At 43.1% G+C, this 19889-nt stretch carries 14 protein-coding genes; 9 read left to right on the top strand and 5 right to left on the bottom strand.

From position 1 onward, the window contains the following. The first annotated feature begins 10 nt into the window (after window positions 1–10). Window positions 11–706, top strand: coding sequence for a potassium channel family protein (locus tag F6K64_RS01795; RefSeq protein WP_044492856.1), 696 nt, complete (start codon window positions 11–13; stop codon window positions 704–706). Here the strand turns inward: F6K64_RS01795 and F6K64_RS01790 are convergent. Next, window positions 703–2094, bottom strand: a complete 1392-nt coding sequence (locus tag F6K64_RS01790) for a tetratricopeptide repeat protein (protein ID WP_008183130.1) — start codon at window positions 2092–2094, stop codon at window positions 703–705. The two genes, F6K64_RS01795 and F6K64_RS01790, sit on opposite strands and share 4 nt — an antisense overlap. Window positions 2095–2193: 99 nt before the next feature. On the opposite strand from F6K64_RS01790, the gene F6K64_RS01785 reads away from it, so the two are divergent. Beyond that, window positions 2194–3546, top strand: coding sequence for a TldD/PmbA family protein (locus F6K64_RS01785; protein WP_008183128.1), 1353 nt, complete (start codon window positions 2194–2196; stop codon window positions 3544–3546). A 612-nt stretch (window positions 3547–4158) separates the two neighbouring features. Here F6K64_RS01785 and F6K64_RS01780 read toward each other — a convergent pair. Then, entirely contained in the window at window positions 4159–6177 is a 2019-nt protein-coding gene (locus tag F6K64_RS01780) for an ATP-binding protein (RefSeq protein ID WP_071986863.1), read from the bottom strand. Between the two features lie 5 nt (window positions 6178–6182). Next, window positions 6183–7121 (bottom strand): phosphate/phosphite/phosphonate ABC transporter substrate-binding protein, encoded by a 939-nt coding sequence (locus F6K64_RS01775; protein WP_008183124.1) that lies wholly within the window; start codon window positions 7119–7121, stop codon window positions 6183–6185. Between the two features lie 1496 nt (window positions 7122–8617). Between F6K64_RS01775 and F6K64_RS01770 the strand changes: the two genes are divergently transcribed. Then, a complete protein-coding gene (locus tag F6K64_RS01770) occupies window positions 8618–10378 on the top strand; it encodes a choice-of-anchor I family protein (protein WP_287264718.1) in 1761 nt (586 codons plus the stop codon). Between the two features lie 466 nt (window positions 10379–10844). On the opposite strand, the gene F6K64_RS01765 is transcribed toward F6K64_RS01770, so the two are convergent. Both F6K64_RS01765 and F6K64_RS01760 read right to left on the bottom strand, forming a co-directional pair. Next, window positions 10845–12293, bottom strand: coding sequence for a hypothetical protein (locus tag F6K64_RS01765; protein WP_008183121.1), 1449 nt, complete (start codon window positions 12291–12293; stop codon window positions 10845–10847). 246 nt (window positions 12294–12539) lie between these two features. After that, entirely contained in the window at window positions 12540–12980 is a 441-nt protein-coding gene (locus F6K64_RS01760) for a secondary thiamine-phosphate synthase enzyme YjbQ (RefSeq protein WP_008183118.1), read from the bottom strand. 61 nt (window positions 12981–13041) lie between these two features. Here F6K64_RS01760 and F6K64_RS01755 point away from each other — a divergent pair, with 61 nt between their 5' ends. The 6 genes from F6K64_RS01755 to F6K64_RS01730 all read left to right on the top strand — a co-directional run bounded on the left by F6K64_RS01755 (window position 13042) and on the right by F6K64_RS01730 (window position 19815). Next, the gene (locus tag F6K64_RS01755; protein ID WP_008183116.1) at window positions 13042–13284 is read left to right on the top strand and encodes a DUF8620 family protein; all 243 of its coding nucleotides are present in this window, start codon (window positions 13042–13044) and stop codon (window positions 13282–13284) included. Between the two features lie 291 nt (window positions 13285–13575). Next, entirely contained in the window at window positions 13576–14409 is an 834-nt protein-coding gene (locus F6K64_RS01750; RefSeq protein WP_008183115.1) for a cyclase family protein, read from the top strand. Between the two features lie 1186 nt (window positions 14410–15595). Then, entirely contained in the window at window positions 15596–16057 is a 462-nt protein-coding gene (locus tag F6K64_RS01745; RefSeq protein WP_008185966.1) for a DM13 domain-containing protein, read from the top strand. A 1491-nt stretch (window positions 16058–17548) separates the two neighbouring features. Continuing rightward, the gene (locus F6K64_RS01740; RefSeq protein ID WP_008185964.1) at window positions 17549–18469 is read left to right on the top strand and encodes an NAD(+) kinase; all 921 of its coding nucleotides are present in this window, start codon (window positions 17549–17551) and stop codon (window positions 18467–18469) included. A 280-nt stretch (window positions 18470–18749) separates the two neighbouring features. Continuing rightward, entirely contained in the window at window positions 18750–19571 is an 822-nt protein-coding gene (locus tag F6K64_RS01735) for a DUF4231 domain-containing protein (RefSeq protein ID WP_044493695.1), read from the top strand. Between the two features lie 94 nt (window positions 19572–19665). Next, complete coding sequence (locus F6K64_RS01730) at window positions 19666–19815, top strand: hypothetical protein (protein ID WP_154659835.1); 150 nt, start codon at window positions 19666–19668, stop codon at window positions 19813–19815. Window positions 19816–19889: the final 74 nt, after the last annotated feature.

Genomic DNA, 19889 nt, shown 5'->3' with positions numbered 1-19889 from the left:
AGGAGGCATCGTGAATCTATCATTTTTAACATTCTTGCGTAACCTACCCAAAGAAAATAAACAGTTTGCCGTTATTGGATTAGGGCGTTTTGGTCGAGCCGTCTGTTCCACACTCTACCAACTTGGCTATGAGGTTCTGGGTACTGATATTGATGAAAAACTAGTTTCCCAAGTGTTAACCAATAAAATAGCTTCCCATGCTGTGCAGCTCGATTCAAAAGAACCCTCAGCATTGAAAGAAGCCGGGATTTTGGAATTTGATACAGTAATTATTGCCATCGGTAACTATGTACAAGAAAGCATTATCACCACCCTCAACTTAAAAGAAGCAGGAGTTCCTTACGTCATTGCCAAAGCTTCCTCAGAAGTTCATGGCAAGCTGTTAAAACGGGTAGGAGCCGATCATGTAGTTTTTCCTGAGAATGACGCAGGTTGTGCTTTAGCACGCTCCCTCACCAAACCATCCATCTTGGAATGGTTTGACCTAGACTCTAAGCACAGTATTGTCGAGGTCAGAGTGCCAGAAAAATTTGATGGCAAAAGCATTATGGAACTGGAATTGCGCAAGCGCTATGGCTTGACTGTCCTGGCTATCAAGGGAGATGCTGAATTTGAGATTAACCCTGACCCTAATCAACTGCTGTACAAAGATATGCTTATGGTTATCATTGGCTCCAACGCCGATATTGACCGCTTACCCATCTAAAGCTTAGGAATCCCTCTTTCTGGTTCAGACTTTTCCGGTTCCATCTGTTCAGTTTCAGTGGAATCTACCTTAGGAGTTTCTTGGGATTCTACCTCCAGAATCTCAGGAGACTTCATCTGTGGAATTTCAGGAGAGTCTACCTCAGGAGTTTCTTGAGTATCAACCAACTTTTCTTGTGCTTCTAGCTGCTTGATGTACTCATCAACCTCTGTCACCTTCTCCTCATTACCTGCAAAGGCGAATAACTCTCTAGCTTTGACCAAAGAAGAGAGAGCTTCCTCTCGCTGTTGAGACTTTTCTAAGACTACACCCAAGTTGTAATGACCTTCTGCTAATGCCGGAGACAGGCTAAGAGCTTGCTGATATTCAGCCATGGCTTCCTCATACTGTTCTTGCTGTTGTAGAGCAACACCAAGGTTGTAGTGGGTCAAGGCGTGGTAAGGATCCAGTTGCACAGCTAATTTGAGTGTGGTAACTGCTTCGGCGTACTCACCATTCGCTGTCAGTGCTGCCCCTAGCTGTCGGTAAGCATCCACATTTTCCGGTTCCAGTTCCGTCACCAAGCGAAACCGAGTAATCGCTTCCGCCAACTCTCCTTTCTCAAACAAAATTACCGCTAATTGATACTGAGCCGGGGCCAACTTCGGGTCAACCTTAACTGCTTCCCTAAAGGATTCCTCTGCCGCTGACTTTTCCCCTTGCTCCACCAGTAATAGTCCCAACTGGTAGTGTGCTTTCACCAATTTAGGTTGAGTGCGAACTGCTTGTCTGAGTGCAGTAGTTGCTGGTCCAATCTGGTCTTGCTCGACTAAAATCAGTCCCATGTTATAGTAAGCTTTGCCATAATCTGGGTCTAGGCGAATGGTGGCTTGGTAGTGTTCGATCGCCTCTTCTTGATTACCCTGAGATTCCAGAGCTAACCCTAAGTTATAGTAAATATCGGCTGATTCGGGATTGAAAGACAACGCCTGTCGATAAGCAGCGATCGCACTATCGGGTGCCCCTTCCTTGTAAAAAGCAATGCCTAAGTTGTAATAAGCTTGTGACAACGTTGGGTCAAGGGCAATAGCAATTTGGTATTGTTCCAATGCCAGCTGGTTCTTACCCTGCTGCAAATAGGTATTCGCCAACAAATAGCGTCCCATGGCCATATAGGGGTCAAACTCAAGGGCTTTACGAAAAGCGCGCTCTGCCCCAGGAAAGTCCCGGCGTCCGTACAGTTTCACGCCAACTTGAAAGTATGAAGCCGCATCCAGGTTATTGGAGTATGGACCTTCCATCAACTGCTTGGTTCCTTTATACTCAGGAATCTTTTGACCTTGAGCTTGAGCAATACTTGTCAAACCAAAACTGATGATAGTGGTAGCTAGCAGAGGTATCCTTCTCATTCACCCTTTTCCTATAAGCTGAGACATTTTTGGTATACTACAGGATAATATTTTTTTACTAGAATAATTAGCTGCTTATCAAGCCCATCCCCACAGGAAATGACCCTAGCTGCTGCTCCGATATGCGATCGCAAAGATCAAACCCTATCCCTAGTCGATTCAGTCATTGCCCAATCCCAAGCAGAAGGGGTATTCGTCAGTCTCAGCCTTGGTGACGAATTTCTGAGCCGCTTCTCGGAAAATCAGATTACCCAGAATATCAGCCGCCAACGCTGCCAACTGACCATTACCAGTTATTTCGGTAAGCGTTGTGCCTCTGCTACCACAACAGAACTAGACCCAGAGGCAATTGCCCAAACTATCCAACGTTCTGAACAACTGGCTCGCATTGCCCCAGAAGATCCGGAATGGGTACCCCTACTAGAAGCCCAGGATTATGAGCAACGCACCCCAGCCTTCGATCAAGCCACAGCTAACCTTTCCCCCTTGGAACGGGGAGAAATGGTCAAGGGAGTATGTACCTTAACTGCTCAGGCAGGAGTCGAAGGGTCTGGTAAGCTTAGTACTCAAGCCTTTTTACGAGTTGTGGGCAACTCCCAAGGGTTACGAGCGTTAGACCAAGGTACAGAGGCAGATTGTAGCGTTACAGCCCGTATAGACGATGGTTCGAGTTGGAGTCAAAGCACCGCCTTTGCCATAGAGCAGTTACCGATTTTAGACAAGTCATCGATAACAGCTCTAATTGAACGAGCTAAAGCCTCACGTCACCCCCGTAAGGTGAATCCAGGTACCTACCCAGTTATATTTGATGGTGCTGCCTTTGCGGAATTGCTGTCTTGGGTAATCTGGAATATGGATGCTCGGGCAGCGGATGAAGGACGCTCCTTTATGTCCCATAGTGATCAAACCGGTAAGCCCACTGGTAACCGCTTGGGTCAGCCAATGTTTAGCCCTATAGTGCAGGTACAACGCGACCCTGCTCATCCCCTACTCCAATTAGGCACTTGCTTTCGGGATGGATTGAGTAATCGCTACACCGAGGTGATTAAGGACGGTATTCCCCAAATCCTTTACTATAGCCGCTATTGGGCAGCTCAGAAAGGCAAAGATCCAACTGGACTATTGTTTCCCATTGTCATGTCCGGTTCTAGCCAAAGTCTAGCTGACCTGATTGCCCAGACAGAGCGAGGTATTTTGGTAAATCGTGCTTGGTATGTGCGCTATGTCAATCCCAAAACCCTAGAAGTCACAGGGATGACCCGTGATGGCACATTCTGGATTGAAGACGGTCAGATTGCCTACCCGATTAAAAACCTGCGCTTTAACCAAAGCCTGCCTCAAATGTTGAAAGAAGTCGATGGCCTAAGCAAAGTACAGCGCTACGGTAACATCGTAGTTCCAGGAGTTCGGGTCAAGGCATTTAACTTTGATAGTATCACTGACAGCATTTGAGCCAAATCATGAAGGATCAAATGTGAAGAATTAAAGAAGAAAGCTGTCATGTGAAATGTGAAAGCTCAAATGTGAAAGCTCAAATGTGAAAACTTTACCTTTTATAGCGCTACGCGCAAGTCAGAAAGGTTCGAAGTCAGAAGTCAAAGGTGCGCTTTCCGTTCTCCGTAGGAGACGCGGGGCGCGTTCGGCGAATTAAATTCGCCACGGGTCGCACCTAAAAGTAAGCTATGACTAAGTTTCGGAGTTTAGGAGCGATGCAGCGCGGTCTTGGGGAGGCAGCGCGGTCTTGGGGGTTCCCCCGGAGACGAAACCTTAGACAGGCTCGCCTTTATGGTTGGTAGGTTATGCAAAAAAGGGTTAAAACTTATTGATTAAGGCGAGCCTGTCTTACGGTAACTTCAAACCACTCGCGCTTTGCCGTGGTTTCCCCGGAGACGAAACCTTAGAGAGGGTCGCCTTTAATGTCGGCAGGTTATGCAGAAAAGGGTTAAATATTTTTTAATAAGGCTCCACTCTCTTACGGTAACTTCAAACCACTCGCGCTTTGCATCAAGACAATGTCAAACATCTGAATGCGTAGTGCTATACCTTTTGCCTTCACTTAACCCATTACCCATTACCCATAATGCCCTTAGGTGTTTCTGTTTTGGGGTCATTTACTATAGCAGGGCAACGGATGCTAAAAGTAGAGCCAACACCAATCTGGCTTTCCACCGTAATTTGACAACCCATCATCTGGCAGAAGCGTTGGCTGATGGAAAGACCTAAACCCGTTCCACCATACTTTTTGGTGGTTGAATTATCTGCCTGGGTAAATGGTTGAAATACTTTGTTAAGTTGTTCTGGAGTCATACCAATGCCAGTATCAGCTACCGAGAATATCAACCAATGATCAGATTCGAGATTCGCTAAGGTATTGGAGGAGGTAGGAATATCGATTGTGGTGTAGGAAGCACTTGAGGATCTCGAATAAGGTTGGGATAACTCCAAGATCAGTTCGTTCTTGCCATTGCTATGGTTACTTCCTTCACGCTTAATGCTAAAAGTAATCGTGCCTGTTTCAGTGAATTTAGCAGCATTACTTAGCAAGTTTAACAGAACCTGCTTGAGCTTAGTCCGGTCAGCCACCATTGTGCCGAGAGAGTCAGCACTGCTGATCTTTAGACTATTGTTCTTTTTCTGCATCAGTGGCTTAGCAAGGCTTTCCAATTCCACTATCAGGGTAGTAACATCAAAGCTTTCTAAGTACAGGTTCATCTTGCCCGCTTCAATCTTTGAAATGTCTAGAACATCACTGATCAGTGTGAGCAGGTGCGTACCAGAGTTCCAAATCTCCTTTAAGTCAGAGACGAACTCGTCATAGCCTAACTCCTCGGCATCTTCCCAGAGCAACTGACTTAAGCCAAGAATACCGTTAAGGGGTGTCCGTAGCTCATGGCTCATACTAGCCATAAAGGCACTCTTGGCATGGTTAGCTTCTTCAGCCGCTTCTTTTGCCTGTTGCAACTCAATCTGAGCCAACTTGTTCTCCGTAATATCCCGGACAATGGTCAGCACTTCTTTATCTCCACTGACCACAATCCGTGCTTCAAAATGGCGGCGTTGGCCATTAATAAACCTCTCATGTTCAAAGATTTGGGTCTCCCCAGTTTCCAAAGCTTGCTGAACATTGCGGATATAAAGTTGAGCTATCTCTAGTGGTAATGCATCATACACCGTTTTACCCAAGACTTGATCAAAAGACCCAAAAGAGTTCTGATTCCTTGCCACTTTATAATCTAGAAATGTACCATCGTGACTAAAGTGCAACATTAAATCTGGAATAGCATTGAGCAAGGCTCGATTTTTACCTTCACTTTGGCGCAGATCTGCGGTTTGCTGTTCCAAACTTTCAATGAGTTTTCGCAGCCGGGAAGTCATCCGGTTAAAGGAATCTGCCAACACCGCTAGCTCATCCTTGGTGTGAACAGTAATCTTCTGGTTCAAGTCCCCAGCCGCCAGACGCTGGGTTGCAGCAGTCATCTGTTGCAATGGTTCAGTGATTGACCGACTCAGCAGCAGTGCCAACAGGGTACCGGCAGCGGCTGCAGTTATTGCCACCACTAGACCTTGATTGCGTACCGCAGCAATTTTATTGTTCAGGGGAGCTGTAGACAGTCCGACACTAATCGCTCCCACTGTCTGATTCCCGAGAATCACTGCTTTCCCAACAGTAAGTTGGTCAGCATCCCAATCAACATATATCTTATCACGTTTTAGCCTTAGCAGCTTCTCGCCAACAGGGTCACTCTCGATACTATACACCTGACCATCTACCGAATCGGCTTTGGCTACGATCCGTCCATCTTTTTGGTAGATAAAACCCTCCTCCACTAACCCCTGATCCCCCAGCTGCTCCATGACCTGCTCCAAAGAATCAGGATCTGCAAGGTAGAGCGCATCAGCAGTCACTAGGATCAGAGTATTAAGCAATAGATTAGCCTGTTGCTTGAGTTCTTTACGAAAGGTTTGTTGCTCACGGTGCAGAGATAGCATGGTGACACTAGCCACTGCCACAATCACCAAGCTAGTCATGGTCATTGTCAGTTTAGTGGCTAATGGCCATTGTCTCCAGCTAAATCTGCCCATGCAATTTACCGATTCTCAACAATGTTGTATAACTGTTGCATCCTTTCCAACCCCTGTAGAGTTGGGAACTCATCAAACTTAGCAGTCTTCTGGAACTTAGTCAGCACTTCTTTGCCCTTGGGGTCGTTATGCATGGTACTCAGGATACTCTTGAGCTGAGCCAGTAACTCAGGATCCATATTGCCTGGAACCATCACGACTTGCCGAGGTACTTTTTCTGTTTCAGCCAAGATACTCATGGCTTGGCGGACATCCTCGGGGACTTGCTCGAAAGTCTGGTTATCCACTGCACCAGCGTCTGCCTTTGAGCTAATCACCCATTGGATAGTATTTTCATCATCATCACTGAAGATATACCCCACCTCATTAGCTGCCACTACATCACTGCTTGATCCCTTTTCATTAGGCTTCAAACCTGCTTCAATCAGATAAGCCATAGGTAACATATAGCCAGAGGTCGATTGTCTATCATCAAACGCGATCTTCTTACCCTTGAGGTCAGCTAGGGATTTAATCCCTCGGTCTTTCATAGTAAAGATAATCGTGTGGTACTCAGCATCACCCCGTTTCCAGCGGCGCAAAATTGCTTGAGCACCAGACTCTTCATTAATCCTCATGGCTGGGTAGAGGCTATCGAAGTATAGGTGTACCTCCCCTTCTTTGAGCCAGTTGATCATGGTAGGAAAATCCGAGGCAATTTTTACTTCGCCAGTTTTAATATCGAACTGACTCAACTTGTCAGCCAGGTAATTTGCCAGGGGCTGGAAGCGGCGGATCTTTTTAGCTGGATTTTTTGAAATATCACCTAAGACAATCACCTTCGTGTCTTCAGAAATTGTTGATGGCTCTAAGTTAGGCTTTGATTGATCTGCTGGTTGAGTACAGCTCACTAATGAAGTGAGCAGACCAACGAGCATAACTTTTCCTAACAGCTTGGTTAACATAGTGTCCTACTCTCAATTACAGTTAGAACCGATGTCTTCACAGGTAGATACTAGGGTTAGCCATGTCAGGATGGCTACCTTAGCCAACTTAGCAAAGTTTTCAGTGAATCTACCTAAGAATAGCGATTTACTGCAGGACACTCTACCTCAACACAAAAGCCCATAGGTAAATTCACTGATTCGGTTATCCCCTTGAACTGTAGATGCCTTAGTAATTGCTTGGGTTAGGTGAAGATCAATACAGGAAAACTTAATGCCAGAACACCCTAGTGCAGTTGGGCTAGAGCGAGTTGCATGCTTAGAGGGAATGACACACTCGCCTGATGGACAAAGGGAAAAGGTATTCCTCTTACCCCAAGGCCTTTTCCTTAGCCCTTTTCCTTGTCCTAGTAGGTATTGCCTCCGAACAATCATCTCTTTGAAAGTACCTTAGTTTCACCAGTTTCACCTCCCCATAGACACCCTGTGCTAAAGCAGACCTTGCATAGCTCGAAGCTCCGGTTTCTTGAGAAGTCATAGATTACCTCCCGGTTAGACAATGACTCTTGAGCATCGGAGTAGATGCATTAGTGTGGTAGAACCTAGGAGCTATTTTATATGGTATCACTTTATCTGGTCATATCACATTATCTACTTACTAGCAATTGTTTTGACAACTTAATAGTTATGGGATCTTAATGTACACCTTATACTAGACTATATCGAATTGCATTATTGTAGTTTTTTATAGTTTATAATTGTATTTTTTTGTATATTTAGTGTTTTTTTTAAATATATGGAATATATTCCCATTAACAATAGTAAGCTAAATATCAAATAATAACGACATAATTAAATTAATGTTAAACAATTTTATATTAATTTAATTATTTTTCGTTCCAGGATTAAGTTATAATTGAAAATTATACTTGGTCGTATAACTAGCTCGACGCTCTAAATTTGGCGTAAAAAGGTTAACTACCCTAAATAATATTGATACGGCATTTTACACTCTGCTATACATAAATAATATTTAATATATTTGTTAAAAACAAATAACAATAGCTAGTTTTATATATAAAAAACTATAACAAAACAAATAGTAATTATGATTAATATTCAGAGTTATAATTAAGTTTTTAGATAAAAACTTAATCAGATATCCAAAACTATGCTAATATTTCTTAATCATATTCTGTAAATTACCGCCAAAGTGGCGTGAAACAAAGTTGGATTAGCTTTTAAATTAAAGTTATCCCATCAGGCTGTGGTGATTCCTTATTTAAAGATTGAGTAAAGAATTTGTGAAGTTTCAGTAAAGATTTGGTGAAGTCTCAGTGAATATTACTAGAACTACACGAAATTGATCACTGATATAAAAAATTGCTCATATAAATTGCATCATAAATTGGATCAGAGGCATTTCATTTACAGTATTAGCTAAGTATTACCTATACCTAGACACAGCCAGGAACACCATGGTAAAACATCAGAGTCCATCCATTTTTCCTAGAAAAATGCCTAAAATCATACAATCAACCTTATACTCAACATTGCTGTTGGGTATACTAACATCACCTGCCGCCGCCTTCTCCCTAAACATCAAACCGATTTCTACCTTTTCCACGGGAATCTTCGATGATGGAGCGGCGGAGATATCGACTTTCGATCCACTCAGCCAAAGGTTATTCGTTACCAATGCTAGTAGCAATCAAGTCGATGTCCTGGATTTTGTCGGAGGCAACCTCTCGTTATCCACCACCATCCCCCTGGCATCGTTTGGGGCAACACCAACCAGTATTGCCTCTAGCAATGGCTTACTAGCGGTTTCCGTAGCCAATGAAGTGGGAACTGATCCAGGAACAGTGGCTTTCTTTGACACCAACGGTAACTTCAAAACATCGGTCACAGTTGGTGCCTTGCCTGACGCGGTAACCTTTACCCCAAATGGCAGAAAGTTACTAGTTGCCAATGAAGGAGAGCCAGCCTTTTCAGAGACTTTAGGTCAGATCGTTAATCCAAAGGGGTCGGTTAGTATTATCGACCTTCTTGACCCGAAGCATCCTACTGTCAAGACTGCAGACTTTAGTTCGTTCTCAAAACAGGATCTGGAAAACCAGGGAGTGCAGCTGTTTGTCGATGCATTCGAAAAAATTGAGGCTTCATCCCAGGAGGAATTCGGCATTGAGGATTTATTCGAGTCTCCGATTACCCCTGATCGGGATATCGAACCGGAAAACATCACTGTCTCACACGATAGTAAAACTGCCTGGGTAGCACTTCAGGAAAACAATGCCATTGGTGTTCTCAATCTAGAAACTAATGAGTTCTCCAAGGTTGTGGGTCTCGGTGTCAAAGATCACAGTGAGCCTAATAATGGTTTAGATACTAGCGATAGAGACGATGCTATCAATATCGAAAACAGGCCAGTGTTTGGGTTATTCCAGCCAGACCAACTTGATGTCTATACCGTTGACGGCATAACTTACTTAGTTAGTGCTAACGAAGGCGATTTCCTCCGGATTGAGGGTGACTTAGACGGTGAAGAAGAAACGTTTTTCGAGGAAGATGAACGGATAAATGACTTAGTGTTAGACCCAACTGCCTTCCCTGATGCGATCGCTCTACAAGAAGATGATGTTCTAGGACGTTTGCAAGTTTCAACGATCAATGGTGACCCTGATGGAGACGGTGACTTTGACCAACTGTTTGCCTTTGGAGGACGCTCCTTCTCAATTTGGGAGGTAACACAGGATGGCTTAGAGCTAGTTTTTGACAGTGGCGATGCTTTTGAACAAATAACTGCTGACCTATTTCCGGATTTCTTCAACGCTGAGGGTGAGGAAAACAACTTTGATACCCGCAGCGACAATAGAGGTCCGGAACCCCAGGGCATCAGAGTGGTTGAGTTATTCGGTCGCACCTTTGCCTTCATCGGTTTTGAGCAGATTGGTGGCTTCATAGTCTATGACGTTACCGATCCTGAAAATCCATTCTTTGTCAATTACATCAACAACCGCGACTTCCTAGGAGATCCTGAGGCTGGTACAGCAGGGGATCTTGGTCCTGAAGGATTGCTTTTCATCTCAGCAGAGGATAGTCCTAACGACACACCGATGCTAGTTCTTAACAATGAGGTCAGTGGCACAACTACTGTCTACTCAATCGAACAAGTACCAGAACCAAGTTCTCTATTGGGTCTGTTACAGGTTATTGCTTTAGGGTGTATCGCTTGGAAGGGAAAGCTTTCAACAACATGTAAAGAGACTAGCCTTTAAAGGCAAGTAAGACTGGGGGAATAATATCTCCTCCAGTTTAATCACTGACTATGCAGGTAAATCGTTAATTGTTAATTGTTAATTGTTAATCGTTAATTGTCTATGTAATTATTTAGGTGTAGGGGTTGACAAACTCTGTAACGTGTAAATTTGGCAGCAAAAATCAGCAGATTTGGATTGTTTAATACAGTTTGAGTCAGGCCGCTGGCAAAATGCTCAAAAGAGCTTCTAAAGCCACCCCAAAACCTGAATAATTACATTGTAAATTTTAAATTTTAAATTTAAAATACACACCACAGCCTTTACTCTAATCAACTTAATCTAAATTTAATCTAAGTTTTATCGAAATTTAATCTAATCAATGTAATAAAACTGTTTTAATTTGGTATTAATCCATCTGCCCATTACTCCCTAAAATAATTTATGATTGAGGGTAAAAAATTAATTAATTGGGTTATGAATTTGGTCAAGGCCAAGGAATCTGGGGATTAGCGGCCAACTCGCTAGCCACTGCTGCTGCGCCGTATTGATTCAGATGACTCGGATCAGCAAAATACTGATTTTGGTTTAGCCACTGCCTCCCCATATCGATAAAGATAAATCCTTGATCAGTTTGTTTGAGCATCCACTGTTGCAATTTCTGTTCACGACTCAGACGCACTGGATCTAAATAGTCTTTGGTAAGGGGTAAGTTAACCACCACTAAGGGAATATTTTGTTTCTTCAAAAAGCTTTTAATAGCATTGACAGCAGTAGTCTGCTTACCGGCAAAACTGAAGGGCTGATAATCGGCATCATATCTCCCTGACACTCGTGGATGGCTCCGATAGTAAATTTTTGGGTTAAAGGTGCCATTCATAGGGAGAAAACCATTAGCATTGATGGCAAAAGTACTATAGCCAGTGTTGGCGGGAGTTGACTGTTTTGAAACCAGTTGCAGGTTGCAGGTTGCAGGGTCTAGGTTGCAGGGTCTAGGTTGCGGATTTGAAGTTAAGGTCGCTGTTGCCCAAAGTCTAGTTTCCGGTGCCCATTTTTGATAAATTTTACTAGTAACACTGGAAATAGTAGACTCAGAAATAGCTTGGCAAGTATTGGCTGATTCCTTTTGACTTTTAGGAAGTGTGGGGCGATCGCCTGCCAACAAACGTTTATATCCCTCAGAGGCGACAAGGGATTGATAGGTGCGGTCTACTCGTCCACTATTGAAGGCACGCACCCCATCAGCCCAGATCACTAACCGTGGCAATTGTTCTGGAGTCAGGAGCTGACGGAGTTGGAAGTCAACAAATTGAGCTGTGGCACCATTGACCCCAAAATTGAAAACCTTTAGCTCTCCTTTGCCTAATATCCCTAAGGATTTTTGGAGTTGCTGAGGATCAAGCCCTTGCAATGCCCGGGAACTACCTACAATGAGAATGTCAGGCCTACCAACGGCAGCAATATAGGATAGATAAAGCCGCAGCTGCTGATCAAATATTTCGTTATCAAAACTAGAGAAGGGCAAGGATGACGTGGTTGCTACTGCTTCTAGGTAAGCTAACTCTAGGTTCTTGATATATTCAGCAATTTTTTTTTGAGCAAAAATCCGTTTAGGACTGTCTGCTGGGATAGCTTGCAAATCCTCAATGGCTTGAATCCACTCATTGATCACAAAATTCCAATCTTCTGTTGATCGAGCCAATTGTGCCATACCAGTTGCTCTTCGTTCTTTTTTCATACCCTTGGTAATCGGATCAATAGAAGAGCAGGCTGGGGGAGAAACCTGATCGACTACTTGATTGCCAGGGGATACTGCTAGTGAGGGGAGTAGTGTGTTTCCTGCATGGTAGAGTGGCGTAGTCTTCCAAAAGCCAGCGGCAAGTAGAAGTGATACTATGGTAGCGCTACTGTAGAGTCTAAACCAGAATTTCGGCATAGTTTCGCTCTTGGTACCCTCAACTTACTTCAATCAGTTCAAACAGAACTATGTTGACACTCCACCTTCTGAGAAGGAAAAGGATTATTAGTGAGAGCGAGTCCAATATTATCTAGTTTAACACAACTTTGATACCAATGTATTAACAGAGTTTGCTCAGTTCATTCTATCTATAATTATCTATAATTAGGATAAGGAGGTTTAGTTAAACCGTTCTGCTTCAGCCAATTCGTAGTAAGACAGTTTTTAGGTTTCACCACATAGTTGAATTAAAACAGTTCTGTCTCTAGGTCCATCTAATTCAACGAATAAAACCGATTGCCAGGTGCCCAAAGCTAATTTGCCATCAATAATAGGAATATATTCGCTGTTGTTTAGCATCATTGCCATTAGGTGAGAGTGGGCATTGATCGGCTCATCAGGAGGTACAATCCTTAAGTGCAGGTCATTATGGAGATATTTACCATCTTTAGGGGCTAGCTTGTTTAGATGGACTTTGATATCTTCGAGTAATCGTTCTTCATATTCATTAATTGCTAACGCAGTAGTTGTATGTCTGGAAAAGACTAAAGCATGACCGTTTTTAACCCCAGTAACCTCTAGTAATTTGCTGATGTAATCGGTGATATTGTAGATGGCGATAGGTTCGTGGGTTTTAAGTTCGATTATTTCACTCTTGACCAGCATGACTGCACACCAATAAACTAATAACGTTGACAAGTAAACTAAAATTCCAGAAATTTTGAAGATGAAAGAGCAACTGCTCCGTTGGCTTAACCAAGTTTTAATGTTCGATGTTTTTCTAGTCTTATTGAGCTTTTTTTGGTTTGCGATCGCATTGGTTGGTCGTTCGGTTGGTATTCCCTTAGGACTGGAACTATGGTACAGCCTTTGGGAACCAGTATTTACTCCCGCCATTGGCGTGCTGATGGCTGGAGCCATAGTTAGTGGACTAATTAACCAGATTTCTAAGCGTTTGACGTCGAATTGAGTGAATAAGTGCGTCAGTACGTCAGTCCTGAGTAATGAATATAGGAAGTAACTGGTCTATAGCATTTTTGGTATGGGTAGAACATATGGATAAAGCATGGATACTGATTCGTAAGCATATGCGCTACGCGCACGCTACGGGAAAAGCAGTCAGCTGACTGCTGATAGCTGATGGCTGATAGCTGATGGCTAATAGCTGAATGCTTACACTGATTCATTCTTAATCCTTAATGCTTCATGGTTTATGCTGAATCCTTGATACTTCATTTCATACTTTTTATAGGCAAGAGCCATGTTGCGTAAAGCTTTGTTGGTCTTAACCATGATTGTCATAGTCGGTTTGGCAAACCCGAGCACTGCCCAAACCGCTGAGTACCCCAGTCTTTGGGATAAATTAGCAGAACTAAAGTCTCATGAGTTTGTGGATTTAACCCATACCTTTCATCCCCAGATTCCCCACTGGCCAGGCTTTGATCCTGAAACACGCACCACAACCTACTACTACGATGAGATGATTGGCACCAAGGGGTCTGGATTTTGGGCACAGCGCTATAATATTCCTGGTCAGTGGGGTACCCATGTTGATCCGCCAGCTCATTTCGTCAGGGGTAAACGGTTTCAGGATGAAATCCCGGTCACTGAAATGGTGCTACCCCTGGTGGTAATCGATGTCAGCGACAAGGTCAGTCACAACCCCGACTATCAAATTACCCTGGAAGATGTACAAGCTTGGGAACAGAAATATGGTTTGGTGCCAGAAGGGGCATTTGTAGCAATGCGTACGGATTGGTCTAAGGCTTGGCCAAGTATGACCAAAATGCGTAATGCTGACGCTAATGGTATTGCCCATTATCCTGGCTGGAGTGCTGAAGTACTGAAATATCTTTACGAAGAACGCTACATTACTGCTTCCGGTCATGAACCAACTGATACTGACCCTGGAATTGCCACTAGCCAAGGGGACTATTCCCTAGAAAACTATATTCTCAGCCAAGACAAGTATCAGATTGAGTTGCTGACTAACTTGAATCAGGTGCCGGAGTATGGTGCGATCGCAATAGTAACGTTTCCTAAGCCCCTGAAAGGTTCTGGTTTTCCAGCAAGGGTGTTCGCAATTATTCCCTAGTGCTGGAATTTACTGCTGCTGTTTAGTGCTGCAGTTTAAGTTAGCGATCGCATTGATCGATTCATGATTATCTCTAGCAGTAATAAATCACAAATCAATCGAATGGGTATATAGAGCTTAGCGCTATATATATTTAGGAACCTTTTGGAGATTCAGTTAGCTTCATCCGCGCTTATGCCCCACGTCAGCACCGTTCGCGTAGCGGCGACCTAGGATCAAGGTCGGCGTGGTTAGAAGTTACTGTAAGAATAGTGGTTAGAAGTTACCGTAAGGATAGGGTCGCCTTTCTAGTTGGCAGGCTATGCAGAAAAGGGTCAAAATTTATTGATTAAGGCCTCAGACTAAGCCTTTATTCTAAGGTTTCTTCTGAGGCCTTAATCAATGGAGGTGCGCTTTCCGTCGCCTACGGCGAACGGAAAGCGAACGGCTAATTTAATTCGCCAGGGGTCGCACCTAAATTTAACGACTGTGGGCGATAATTCTTGGCTCTTCGGTCTCAGGTTATAACAGTGGTGGATATAAACTCATTCAAGTCTGAATTTAGGATGTTTTTAAGCTCAAGAAAATTATCCTCTCTGGTTTCCGTGAACAAGAAACCAAAGACAGGGTACTCTTTGTAATCAGTTTTTCTTAGTTCTATTGGTTTTTCAAAATTTGAAACTAGCTGATCATAATCAAATGAGTTAATACTATCTACATCTATACCAGTGGAGTTATCTAAGATTACAATACTAAAAATTTTTCCTTCTTTAGACCTCTCCAAAAAACAAACTTATGGTAAAATAAGATAAAATTAATCACTTTTATCAACCTCAAAAACCATGAGCTACACTTGGAACTACATCCAAAAAAATCCTAAACAAACAAAAAGATTGCTANTAGCAATCTTTTTGTTTGTTTAGGATTTTTTTGGATGTAGTTCCAAGTGTAGCTCATGGTTTTTGAGGTTGATAAAAGTGATTAATTTTATCTTATTTTACCATAAGTTTGTTTTTTGGAGAGGTCTTATGGGTATTCAACCGGACTTGATATGAGTGGGTCAGTTTTGAGTGGTTCAGTTTTCTTGTCTAAATCTCATCTAACTTTCATTTATTAGTTAGGGCGATTTCAGGATGGTAGTTCATTATAATAATTAAGCAACTAAAACAATGATTCAATTCATTTTTTATTACTAGGAGGAAGTGTTATGAAACGTCTAATTGTTGGTGGTTTATCCGTATTGTTAATGGCAGCAGCAACTCCGGCTGTGCAAGCAGAAACAACTGTTGTTAAACACAACTCTTTAAACAATGCTCTGCTCAGTCAACGAATAGCCTCTACTATCGCCACAGGAAGCTTTATCACCGTTGATAGAGGGCATCGCACTCAAGGAAATGCCAAGATTGTCAATGAAAATGGTAAACGCTATCTAGAATTCGATCAATCCTTTAAAACTGGTAGTGGCCCCGATGTGAATGTAGTCCTGTATCGGAACAGCAGTGTACCTCGTAAAATTCAACCACGAGACTATGTAACCCTTGCCCGACTCAAGCAATTCAGTGGTGCTCAACGCTATGCTATTCCTGACGACTGGAATCTTGATGAATTTGGCTCTGTAGCAATTTGGTGTCGTCGGTTTAACATCACCTTTGGTTACGCTTCCCTATAAAAGAGGTACTTTCGTCCTGGGTTAATGGGAGTAGGGAGTCGGGAGTCGGGATGCAGTACGGTCAAAGGGAGCTAGTTGCTCATCGCTTCATCCGTTCCGTCGCAAGGTAGCCAGCTCCTGATCTTCCCCTACACCCTACACCCGGTCACCCCACACCCAGCAAGGCTTTTAAGGCTGTTTGTCACCCCGTCAGGAACAATGTAGGCTTGAACCTCCCCATCCGTCGCAGGAATGGGGTATCCTTTGCACAACCACCGTTGGTTGTTATCGACCTGGGCGTAACTTTCCCGCGCACCGTTCCCGTAGCGTGGCCTATGGCCAGGGTACCTGAGTAGGGTCAATACCCAGTTTTTTTTGAGACCCTTACTTTTTATATTAACACTATTTGAGAGGGAAAATTCATCCCCAGAGACGAAACCTGATGGTGAGGGTCGCCTTTATGGTTAAAGATGAAACGTAAGTATTCAGCCGTCAGCCGTCAGCCGTCAGCTAATCAATGGGAGGTAAGCACCGATCGCAGAATTAATTACCTACTCGCCATCTCTGTAACCCTTACATTGTAAGGCTTTGAGTTTTGTAAAATGTGTAATCAATTTTGTGTACCTGCTTAGTAAATAAGCTGGGGGGTGCTGGTACGGCTGGTTGAAAATCCCTGCTGGTTTTACTAATCCGACCCCGTGCAGTTCTCGTGCCTGATCGCTGATCGCTGATCGCTGATCGCTGAATACTTACGATGAAACCTTAGAGGTTGTCTGAGAAGTCTCATTTGCTACATCCAAGCCCCCTAAATCCCCCAATTTTGGGGGACTTTTAGAAGCAAATTGACTCTTGTTCCCCCCAAAGTTGGGGGGCTAGGGGGGCAAAATTCAGTATCAAAAAACTTTTCAGATATCCTCTTAGACAGGGGAGCCTTTCTGGTCGGCAGGTTATGAATAAAAAGGTTAAAAATTTTGTAATAAGGCTCCCCTGTCTTACGGTATAGCAGAAGTCAGAAGTCAGAAGTCAGAAGTCAGAAGTAAAACTATTGCTATACTTAGCTTTGAGACTTTTGTCATGTCCTAACTGCCCTGGCGACTGCTATAACTCCCAAGGCAGGCTATGCAAAAAAAGGTTAAAACTTATTGATTAAGGCGACCCTCTCCTTACGGTAACTTCAAGACCTAAGAGGACGGGGTATTCTTTTCCCTCTCAAACTCTCCCACTCTGATAATTACCGGGATATTGTTGGGCATAATCTTCGAGTTTCTTGACTAAGGTATCAAATTCTTCGTTTGTCATGGGTTAATCTCCTATTGACTAAGTCTGTTTGACCCAGTGTCTAGTTATAGTTAGCCCAAGTTGGTAGTCTTCTTGATCAAGAAAACGCCTTTTTGAGAATTAAATTTATTTGACAATTTAATTATTTCCCCAATTTCCCCGCAAAGATCAGGTAACGCTTAACCCAACGCTCTAGAATAACAGTGAACACTAGGGGTAAGCCAGAACAGTAACGTGCAGCTAAAGCAAGTCATTATTATTCACAAAGCTGGAGACTCCCAAGGAAAACGTTGCGCAGAAAAATGCGCTCGGGAGTTGGAAACACGCCAGTGCAAGGTTCTGATCGGACCAAGTGGCGCGAAAGATAATCCCTACCCAGTCTTTTTAGCTTCTGCCACCGAAGCCATTGATTTGGCAGTGGTTCTCGGGGGGGATGGGACAGTATTGGCAGCCGCAAGACATCTGGCTCCGGAAGGAATACCAATTTTGGCAGTAAATGTTGGAGGTCATCTGGGATTTCTGACCGAACCTATCGAAGAATTTAAAGACACTGAGCAAGTATGGAACCGACTATTAGAAGACCGCTATGCAGTTCAGCGGCGGATGATGTTAGAGGGGGCTGTGTTTGAGGGAAACCGCACTGACCTGACACCAGTTAGCGGACGCTTTTTCGCACTCAATGAAATGTGTATTAAACCTGCCTCTGCCGATCGGATGATTACCTCAATTCTGGAAATGGAAATTGATGGAGAAGTAGTGGATCAATACCAAGGGGATGGACTAATTGTTGGGACTCCCACTGGTTCCACTGGCTATACTGTTTCCGCTAATGGTCCAATTTTGCACGACTCGATTGAAGCGATCGCAGTAGCACCGATTTGTCCGATGAGCCTTTCCAGTCGTCCTTTCGTGCTCCCCTCTGGCTCTGTTGTCAGTATCTGGCCCTTGGGGGATTATGAACTAAACACTAAACTCTGGATGGATGGTGTGCTCGCAACCTCTATTTGGCCTGGACAACGGGTGGACGTGCGTAGAGCAGATTGTCAGGCCAAGTTCATTATCCTACGGGAACAGTATTCCTATTACCAGACCTTAAGGACTAAGCTTCAGTGGGCTGGTACTAGAGTCACCTACAGTAACAACCACCGCAATTGAGTCAATTGCTTAGTTAATGGGGAGAGTGGGAAGTGTGGGGAGTGGGGGGAGTTTGAGGAGTTTGGGGACAAAATTTCAAAAATAAATCATAACGGAGGGTTAACGGTGGGATTTCTGAGTATTCTACCAATCAGCAATGCCCACTAGACATCTCCAAAAATTAACCTCAAACCCTTGCACTGCCTGGGTCAAAACCGAGTTTCTGGAGATGTCTACTTGCTATAATTGTGTCTAGTCAATTATGTTCATTACCATTAACTGTTTTGATATTCAGATAAAAATGACTAATTTTGAAGCAATTCCAGAAACTAAAATTCCTAAGACAATAGAGCAAATCTCGTCTTCATCAATTTCAAGACCTTCAGTTTTAATCAATATCGGTTCTTATTTATTCCTGGCTGGTGGGGTTGGGGTTGGAATGGCCTCTATTTTTATCTCACACCGTCAAATATTGCTAATCGTTAGCGCTGCTTGTGTTGCGGTTTTTCTATTTCTGTTTCTATTTAATCAACAATTGTGGCAAGACTATAAAGAAGCTAATCATCAGTCGCAACTGACCAAAAAGTCTAAACTATGTAGTGGGCTCTGGTGCGGTAATAATTCCATAGAGAATAACCCGATAACTCTAGCGATAGAAAAAGCATTAACCTATAGCCAGGAGTTAATTGACGATTATAAAAAGACCCGCAGAACCTCCCGAAATGCTTACTATGTTGCCCAAATGTTAACCATTATTTTATCGGGAATAACACCAATTTTAGTCTTGCTAGACAAATTAGAAACTGGTTCTGCATTACTAAAGTGGCTCCCAGTAATATTTCCAGCTGTTGCTTCTATTGTTGCTAGTGTGTCTACTTCCTTTCCGTTTCAAGAAAATTGGATTGCTGCCAACACTACTGTAGAATTGTTAGAGGCGGAACAGGAAAAATTTGTCTTGGGAGTTACTCCAGCTTATCGCTTTTCTGATTCACCCGATGGCGCGCGACGTCAACAACAATCACAAAAGGCCATAGAACATTATATTGTTCAGGTGAATAAGATTCATCTCAAGCAAGTGCAATCCTCTGATGGCAATCAGTCAGCGGAGAAGAATGAAGAATGAAGAATTAAGAATGTAGAATGAAGAATGTAGAATTAAGAATTAAGAATGTAGAATGTAGAATGAAGAATTAAGAATGGTGAAGGCAGAATAGTGAATGGTGAATTTAGAATGCAGAATCCAGAATGGTGAAGCTAGAAGCCAGAAGCCAGAAGCCAGAAGCCAGAAGCCAGAAGCCAGAATGGTGAATTCTAAATTCCCAATTCTAAATTCTAAATTCTCTTCAATTCTAAATTCCCAATTCTAAATTCTCTTCAATTCCCAATTCTAAATTCTAAATTCTAAATTCTAAATTCTCTTCAATTCTAAATTCTAAATTCT

It is taken from the genome of Moorena sp. SIO3A2, from assembly GCF_010672265.1.
Classification (GTDB): Bacteria; Cyanobacteriota; Cyanobacteriia; order Cyanobacteriales; family Coleofasciculaceae; genus Moorena; species Moorena producens.
This window is presented reverse-complemented; position numbering and strand designations above follow the sequence as displayed.

Coding starts and splice junctions, on each gene's coding strand:
- F6K64_RS01790 (WP_008183130.1), bottom strand. CDS start 2,094: ATGAGAAGGATACCTCTGCTAGCTACCACTATCATCAGTTTTGGTTTG.
- F6K64_RS01785 (WP_008183128.1), top strand. CDS start 2,194: ATGACCCTAGCTGCTGCTCCGATATGCGATCGCAAAGATCAAACCCTA.
- F6K64_RS01780 (WP_071986863.1), bottom strand. CDS start 6,177: ATGGGCAGATTTAGCTGGAGACAATGGCCATTAGCCACTAAACTGACA.
- F6K64_RS01775 (WP_008183124.1), bottom strand. CDS start 7,121: ATGTTAACCAAGCTGTTAGGAAAAGTTATGCTCGTTGGTCTGCTCACT.
- F6K64_RS01770 (WP_287264718.1), top strand. CDS start 8,618: ATGCCTAAAATCATACAATCAACCTTATACTCAACATTGCTGTTGGGT.
- F6K64_RS01765 (WP_008183121.1), bottom strand. CDS start 12,293: ATGCCGAAATTCTGGTTTAGACTCTACAGTAGCGCTACCATAGTATCA.
- F6K64_RS01760 (WP_008183118.1), bottom strand. CDS start 12,980: ATGCTGGTCAAGAGTGAAATAATCGAACTTAAAACCCACGAACCTATC.
- F6K64_RS01755 (WP_008183116.1), top strand. CDS start 13,042: ATGAAAGAGCAACTGCTCCGTTGGCTTAACCAAGTTTTAATGTTCGAT.
- F6K64_RS01750 (WP_008183115.1), top strand. CDS start 13,576: ATGTTGCGTAAAGCTTTGTTGGTCTTAACCATGATTGTCATAGTCGGT.
- F6K64_RS01745 (WP_008185966.1), top strand. CDS start 15,596: ATGAAACGTCTAATTGTTGGTGGTTTATCCGTATTGTTAATGGCAGCA.
- F6K64_RS01735 (WP_044493695.1), top strand. CDS start 18,750: ATGACTAATTTTGAAGCAATTCCAGAAACTAAAATTCCTAAGACAATA.
- F6K64_RS01730 (WP_154659835.1), top strand. CDS start 19,666: ATGGTGAATTTAGAATGCAGAATCCAGAATGGTGAAGCTAGAAGCCAG.